Below are 7,360 nucleotides of genomic sequence, written 5' to 3'. Positions count from 1 at the left end.
GGGGGAGCGGGGGAGCAGGGGAGCCGGGGAGCGGGGGAGCAGGGGAGCCGGGGAGCGGGGGAACAATTATCTATTCCCTATTACCTATTCCCTATTCCCTATTCCCTATTCCCTGTTCCCTTGACTTATGGATTTACGGGCTGCTGCCATGCGCACGAGGGCGCTTACGTCTAAGATGAGGACGACGCGACCATCCCCTAATTCGGTGGCTCCGGCGACTCCTAGGACACGCACGAGGGGGTCGGTGAGGGCTTGGACGACGATTTCCCGCAGCCCAATAATGCGCTCTACGACTAAACCGACGGTGTTTAGGCTACTGCCTGCTACGACGATTTTTAAGCGGGTGTCTGGATGGATGGGGTCTAAACTCTTGGCGATATGGAATAATTGGCTTAAATGGACGAGGGGTAAGACTTGACCGCGATAGGAAATAATTTCGTTGTTTTCAAAGTGGATGATTTGACTGGGGGGGACTTCAATCACTTCTCGGACGGAGGATTGGGGGATGGCGAATGTCTCGGAGCCTACGTTAGTAATTAAAGCATCTGCGATCGCCAACGTGAGCGGCAGTTGAATGCGAAAACAAGTCCCCTGACCCACTTCCGTGGTCAAATCCAGCAGCCCCCCTAATTCCCGCACCGTATTCTTGACAATGGCCATCCCCACCCCCCGACCACTGGTTAAGTCAACCTGTTCCTTGGTGGAAAAGCCCGGGGTGCATAAAATATCCAACAAAGTCATCCCATCATAATGGTCTTCTCCCCCCCCAGTAGAAACCAACTGACGAGCTTTCGCTTGTCCCATCACCTTTTTCCCATCCACCCCTTGCCCATCATCCTCAATTTCAATCACCACCATTTCCCCCGAGGTTCGAGCGCGCAGGTGAATCTGACCGACGGGGTCTTTCTGGGCCGCTACCCGTTGCTCTCGGCCTTCAATCCCATGACTCACAGCATTGCGGACAAGGTGCAGCAGCGGGTCCATCATCCGTTCCACCACAAACTTATCAATCTCGGTTTCCTGTCCGCTAATTTTTAACACCACCTCCTTATCAATTTCTCGTACTAAATCCCGTACTACAAACTGCATCCGGGCAAATATTTCCCCAATGGGAACCAGTCGCACCCGCATCACCCCTTCCCGGAGGTCCCGCATTTGCCGTTCTAAGGTTAAGTTCAGTTCCTGTAAGGGTCGCAGTTGAGCAGAGGGTAAGCTATTTGTCAGTTGATGAATATAATCATCCAATCTCGCCCGACTAATCACTAAATCCCCCACCATCCGCATGAGAGCATCCAGTTTGGGCAACTCTACCCGCACAACAGTAGAGGGTTGAGAAATTAGGGGAGCAGGTTGGGTCATCGGTTCTAAGGGCAAGGCAGGGGGGGAATCCACTGTGGATAAAAGGGGCGCGGGAGAGGTATCCTCAACCTCCGGGACAGGAGTGGCCGCTTTTGCTGGTTCTGTCTCCGCGCTGTCTTTGACCGTTGTCACCGCCGTTTCTAAGGGGTTCAGGCTTTCCCTGTCGGTTTCATAGGGGTTCCAGGTGACTCCATCTTGACTCCAAGGGGCAAAAACACTCTCTGCGGCCGTTGTTGTCACGACAAAATCAAAGACTATCTGATGGTCGGAATTGAGACGGGGGGCGGCGTGAATCACTTGCCCAAGCTGTTCTAATCGACTGCGAATGACATTAACGTTAATGCCTGCTTGGGCCCGTTGAGAGTTGGGCGAAAACACAAAATGCCAGACTTGTTGACCTTTTTCTTTGGCCCCTTTCAGGTGGTCTTGAGCGGCACTGGGAAGTTCGAGATGAATGGGGGTAATAATCCCCTTTTGGCTCGGTGGGATTTCTGGGGGCAGTAAAGCCTTCAGTTGTCCTACAACGGGTTCAATATTAGGCAGGGGGGCGTTTTGGTGCTGGCAATTAATGACTTGCTCTAAGGTTTTTGTCCCTTCCATTAAGGCATCAAAACCGGATGCAGACAGGGGAGGATGTTCTTCTCGCAACAGACGTAAATAGCTTTCCATTTGATGGGCTAGGGCTTCAGCTTCTTTAATGCCCACCATGCCGGATAACCCTTTTAAGGTGTGAAAACTCCGAAATAAAGCCTGTAACACCTCCGGTTCTACAGTGGGCTGGTTAAGGAATGATTCTAGGGCCAAGAGGTTCTGACGAATGGCCGCGAGATGTTCCTCACATTCGGCGAAATAATCCTCTAGAAATTCTGTAAAAAAGCTATTGTCTTCTGAAGTTTTAGACACCACTATTGTAACTCCCTGCACGAGTGTGAGATTTTGACAAGCTTTCTTTATAAAACATTACATTGAGGCAGAGCCTACAGACTAGAAGTAACGCAGTTTCGGGCAAAAACTTTGCCATCAAGATTCTGTGTACATCTAATCCATTTCACCTTCTAATGAATGTTTGATGTTTGCTTATCCGTCTAATGAAAAAAGTTCAGGGTAAAAAGTAATCTGTTTAGCTTTTATCTTAGACTATAAATCTCTAAGGTGATTTTCTCAGCTTTACTTTGAGAAACTTTGAGCCGTTATTTTCCTTGAATTTAGCCTTATTGTTAGTTTACATTGTAGCCCAATTTAAGGTTAACCAGTTCTTGAATTTGTTCGGCCAAAGATTTAGGCTGAAAAGGTTTCGTTAAGTAACAAGATGCCCCAGCTGATAGGGCTTCATTTTTACTTTCTGGATCGCCTTTCGTAGTTAGAATGACAATCGGTGTGGCTTGATAGTCAGGATGGCTAAGGACAAAGCGCAACACATCTAAACCGTGCATATCGGGCATATTTAGGTCTAAAACCATGAGATCAAAGGGGGAGTTCTGCATTTGCTCAATGGCTTCTAAACCGTTGGCGGCTTCGCTAAAAGTGAAGCCCGGTAAGTCTCTTAATGAGGCAATGACCATTTTTCGCATGGTGGCTGAGTCATCGACTACTAATATACGTTTCATCGAGAATTTTGGGTTAGAAATCCCGTCCGTTTAGTTAGTTTAGGGCTAACTGACTCAGACGGCTTGACAAGGAAATGCCAGTTTTTAAAGGGGGACAAATTCAAGCACTGGCGAACTTGTGTAACTCCTTTGTTATCTCCTCACTCAGAGGGCTAGACGTAGTTCAATTCCTAAATATTCAACCCCATGACTCAGTGGTGGTTTCCTAGATTGGGTACAACTGAGAAGGGTGAAGTTAGATGTGTCTCGTATGGGGATTCACAGGTTGAATTGAGCAGGGCATGACTAAACATCAGTCAAGGGTTTTGGTTGTCTCGCTCTCTTGGGAGTTGATGATGGACTTGTATCCTAGTGGAAAATTGTTTCAAGACATCTGTATTTTATCAAAAGCCGATTCGGTCTTTCACCAAATGCAACAATCTATTACGAAATCAAGTCTCGGTATTTTCCACTAAAGTGGCAAAGATTTGTTGCTTTTGTTCAAGAGAATTTATATTTCGCAATAAAACGTTTCTCATGGGGTTTTCCTCCTATTGTTGGTGGAGCAAAATGTTAAAATGAATCTGAATAGAGGGCTAACCAAGGGCTGACTAGGGGGAAAAGGAGCGATGGGATCGGCGGAGGATTAGAGAAGGGCAACGGTTGATTAGTCCATAACCAGGAACAAAGATCAATCCATGATCGGTTAATGGGTTAGGTTGCCACTCACTGGGACTGAATGATGGCAAATGATGCTTTTGGCTAGCTATTTATATTTCTGGGTGAATCAACTTTATTAAGGCTAGGGGGGATCAAGGCGTGGTTTATGTAGATCGTATGACAGATAATCGCATACGCTTGGTCGAAGAGACTTTAGAACAACGCGAGCAGTTTTTAAGGTTAATCTATGAGGGGGTGGATCAGGCCATTTTTGTGGTCGGTGTTGCGGTGAAAAGTCAGGAGGAGAGGGCTATTGGGGGTTCTCCCTACCATTATAAATTTTTAGGTTGGAATGGGGTATCGAGTCGCTTCACAGGGTATGCGTCGGAGGAGGTGGCGGGAAAAACACCTTTTGAGGTGTTTAGCCCGGAGGAGGCGGCAGAAATTGCGGCCAATTATGATCGTTGTTTAATGGCTGGGGATAGTATTCGTTATGAGGAGTGTCGCCATTTCCAAGGAGGCTCGATTTACACGCTAACGACTTTAACACCCCTTCGGGATGAGACGGGGGCGTTTTACCGGATTATCGGCACGGCGATTGATATTAGCGATCGCAAAACCACAGAAATCGCCCTCCAAGAATCCCAAGCACGCTTTAAACGCCTCGCGGATCATTTACCGGGTGTTACTTATCAATATCAAAAATCGGCCGATAATCCCACAGGAGTTTTTACTTATATTAGTCGTAATGCCTTGAATTTACTGGAACTCACCCCGGAAATGATTATTCAAGATCCGGAAAAAATGTGGGCCCTCATCCATCCTCAAGATATCGATGAGTTTCTCTATTCTACCCAACTGGCGGCGGCTCAACAGACCCCTTGGCATCATGAATATCGTGTTATTACGCCGTCGGGTAAGGTGAAATGGTTACAAGGGGAGGCGAGTTTAGAAATTCAACCTGATCAATCCTTAGTCTGGGATGGGATTTTTTTAGACATTACCCCACGGAAAGAGGCAGAAGAAGCTTTAAAACGTTCTGAGGCGATTTTAAGGGAGTTTGCGGAGTGGGAATCTATGCAGCATCATATCTCGATGCTAATTCGCAATTCCTTGAATAGTGACACAGTGATTGAAACAACGGTACAAGAACTTCAGCGTTGTTTAAAGGCAGATCGATGTTGTTTTCTCTGGTTTCGGGGGGAACCTCAGCGTCGCAAACGCCGCCAACAGCGCCCTTCTCATCAAGAAGTGCTTAAGAGTGACGCGACGAATCTCGCCTCTTATTGGGAGGTGGTGCAAGAATCGAAAAACGAGGAAGATCCCAGCTTTTTGGGGCAACATTGGGATGAGGAGGGAAACTATTTTACGGAACAGCTATTGGGGGGGACAACTTTACAACTGGATTGGGGTTTAGACTGTGATCCCCAAGCCAAATCCTATTTTTCCCGACTGGGCTATGATGCTGTGTTATTGTTAGCGGTCCCGACTCACAGCAAAAAATACGGGGCTTTGGTGTTGTTGCGGGAAGCGCCAACGCCTTGGAGTGAAAGGGATTTGGAGTTAAGTCAGGAGATTGTCAATCAAATGGCGATCGCCATTAATCAAGCGGATCTCTACACCCAAGCCACAGAATCCGCCCGTATTGCCACGGCCAAAAGTGAAGCCCTCGAAGCAGCTTTAAAACAACTCCAACAAGCTCAATCCCAATTAATCCAAGCCGAAAAAATGTCCAGTTTAGGGCAATTAGTAGCTGGTATTGCCCACGAAATTAATAACCCCATCAGCTTTATTTATGGCAATGTGATTCATGCCCAAGAATACACCCAGGATTTACTGGTTCTCATCGAACGTTATCGTCAATACTGCCCTGTTCCCCCTCCTCAAGTTGAGGACTGGATCGAAACCATTGACTTAGAATTTTTAATGGAAGATTTGCCCCGGCTTTATCAATCCATGCAAATGGGCGCGGACCGTATTCGAGAAATTGTCAAATCCCTACGCACATTTTCCCGGTTAGATGAAGCAGAAATGAAGGAGGTTGACCTTCATGAAAACTTAGATAGTACCTTGATGATTCTCAACAGTCGTTTAAATGGGGCTGAGGGAAGTACAGTGATTCAAGTGGTTAAAAACTATGGTTTTATTCCTCCGGTTCAATGTTATATCGGACAATTGAATCAAGTTTTTATGAACTTACTATCTAATGCGATTGATGCCTTGAATGAACGAGACAAAAACCGTCATTTTCCTGAATTGGTCAAACACCCTAGTATTTTAGAAATTAAGACTGAGTTAAAATATCGTCGTTGGGTTCAAATTACCATTCATGATAATGGAGTAGGCATTAGTCCCGAGGCATTATCTCGTATTTTTGATCCCTTTTATACGACAAAACCTGTGGGATCCGGCACAGGTTTAGGTTTATCAACCAGTTATAAAGTCATTGTTGAGCAACATCATGGTAAGTTAGAATGCAAGTCAGATTTAGGGAAGGGAACTGATTTTATTATCACGATTCCTTTAAAAGCGGGGATCTTTGACGGTCGGAAAATTTAAATCCGTGCTTAGAGCCATATTCAGCAGACCCTAAGATAAGTTTTGTAGAAACTCTTCTAAACTAATGCCAGCATTTTGGAGCGCATTTTTTAATGTCCCCGGAGGAATTTCAGATTCATTGGGCAAAATAAAGGTAAATGTTTGTTTTTGTTCTTTCTGATACTTAATATGACTCCCCCGTTGCCCCACATACACAAAACCGAGACGTTCTACAGCACGCAAGGCACGATCGGCAGAAATCCCAGTTAACTCAGAAAATGGCATAGAATTACTATCTTGAGCGACGGGGTTTAATGCCTCGACATTCTCTTGTTCTCTCTCTTGGTTTTGAAATTTTTTAACGGCTTGGTCTAGTTGCCAAAGTTGAGCTTTTTTGGACTCTAGTTCCTGCATAAGTTGCCCTTTTTCATCGTGCAACTGATGATTCTCTTGCTCTAATTCTTTATTGTACCAGTTAATATTTTCGAGTTGATGGGTCGCCTCTTGGTATTGGTTTAAGACTTGCTTATTTTGCTGCTCTAACTGTTGTAAAATGTTTTGCAAGTTAACCATCTCGTGCTGAAGAATTTCTAGATTCTGTTGCACAACGGGGTTAAGTTGTTGTTGCAAGCTGTTCCGTTCTTGGGTTAACCGTTCAAGATCAATCTGTAACTGTTGAATCCCTTGGCTTTGAGCGCGACTTTCCACCATCTGACGGCGTAAATGGCGGGTCATGCGTTGCCGGAGAATCAGCCATTCCGTGCCTCCCCATAAGGCTAAACCTGTGCTAAGGGTGGTGAGTGCTACGGTGGTGTAGAGGGGGAAGGGATGGCGGGGAGAGAGGGGGTTTTGTAGCCATTGTGTTATGGCTTGGGGGAAGGTGGGGGGGCTTTCTGCGGTGGGATTGGGCTGGTTTTGCTGGATATGATAGGTTTGACGAAGGGCGATCGCACCACTCCCCAAAACCATCACCCCCAACAGCACCCCCCGACGCAATGGGGTAGTTAACAATGGCCAGAAGGGGGGACGCTTGGAAGATGACCGAAAATAATGGGATACAAGCCCCGTCCTTCAGGACGGCTTTTTATTGCCCATTTTTCAATTCCATGTTATTATAATATTTGATATCCATTAACTCAGTATCATCCGTGTTTGTCTACGAGTTTAAGGTCTACCCTAAACCAGAACAAATAACCGCCATTAATGAAGCAATTAGG

At 46.0% G+C, this 7,360-nt stretch carries 4 protein-coding genes; 1 reads left to right on the top strand and 3 read right to left on the bottom strand.

The genetic code is table 11. From position 1 onward, the window contains the following. Positions 1-105 precede the first annotated feature (105 nt). Both K4A83_RS21140 and K4A83_RS21135 read right to left on the bottom strand, forming a co-directional pair. A complete protein-coding gene (locus K4A83_RS21140) occupies positions 106-2,262 on the bottom strand; it encodes a chemotaxis protein CheA (RefSeq protein ID WP_265266687.1) in 2,157 nt (718 codons plus the stop codon). Between the two features lie 314 nt (positions 2,263-2,576). Continuing rightward, positions 2,577-2,966 carry a response regulator gene (locus K4A83_RS21135; RefSeq protein WP_265266686.1) on the bottom strand — a complete coding sequence of 130 codons (390 nt, stop codon included), beginning with the start codon at positions 2,964-2,966 and terminating at the stop codon, positions 2,577-2,579. An 816-nt stretch (positions 2,967-3,782) separates the two neighbouring features. Here K4A83_RS21135 and K4A83_RS21130 point away from each other — a divergent pair. After that, positions 3,783-6,164, top strand: coding sequence for an ATP-binding protein (locus K4A83_RS21130; RefSeq protein ID WP_265266685.1), 2,382 nt, complete (start codon positions 3,783-3,785; stop codon positions 6,162-6,164). Between the two features lie 30 nt (positions 6,165-6,194). Here the strand turns inward: K4A83_RS21130 and K4A83_RS21125 are convergent, their stop codons facing one another. Further along, positions 6,195-7,154 carry a type II toxin-antitoxin system HicA family toxin gene (locus K4A83_RS21125; RefSeq protein ID WP_265266684.1) on the bottom strand — a complete coding sequence of 320 codons (960 nt, stop codon included), beginning with the start codon at positions 7,152-7,154 and terminating at the stop codon, positions 6,195-6,197. Positions 7,155-7,360: the final 206 nt, after the last annotated feature.

The sequence above is a fragment of the Spirulina subsalsa FACHB-351 genome, assembly GCF_026130165.1.
GTDB lineage: Bacteria > Cyanobacteriota > Cyanobacteriia > Cyanobacteriales > Spirulinaceae > Spirulina_A > Spirulina_A subsalsa_A.
Note: the sequence above shows the minus strand (reverse complement) of the source record. Positions and strands in the feature narration are given on the sequence as shown.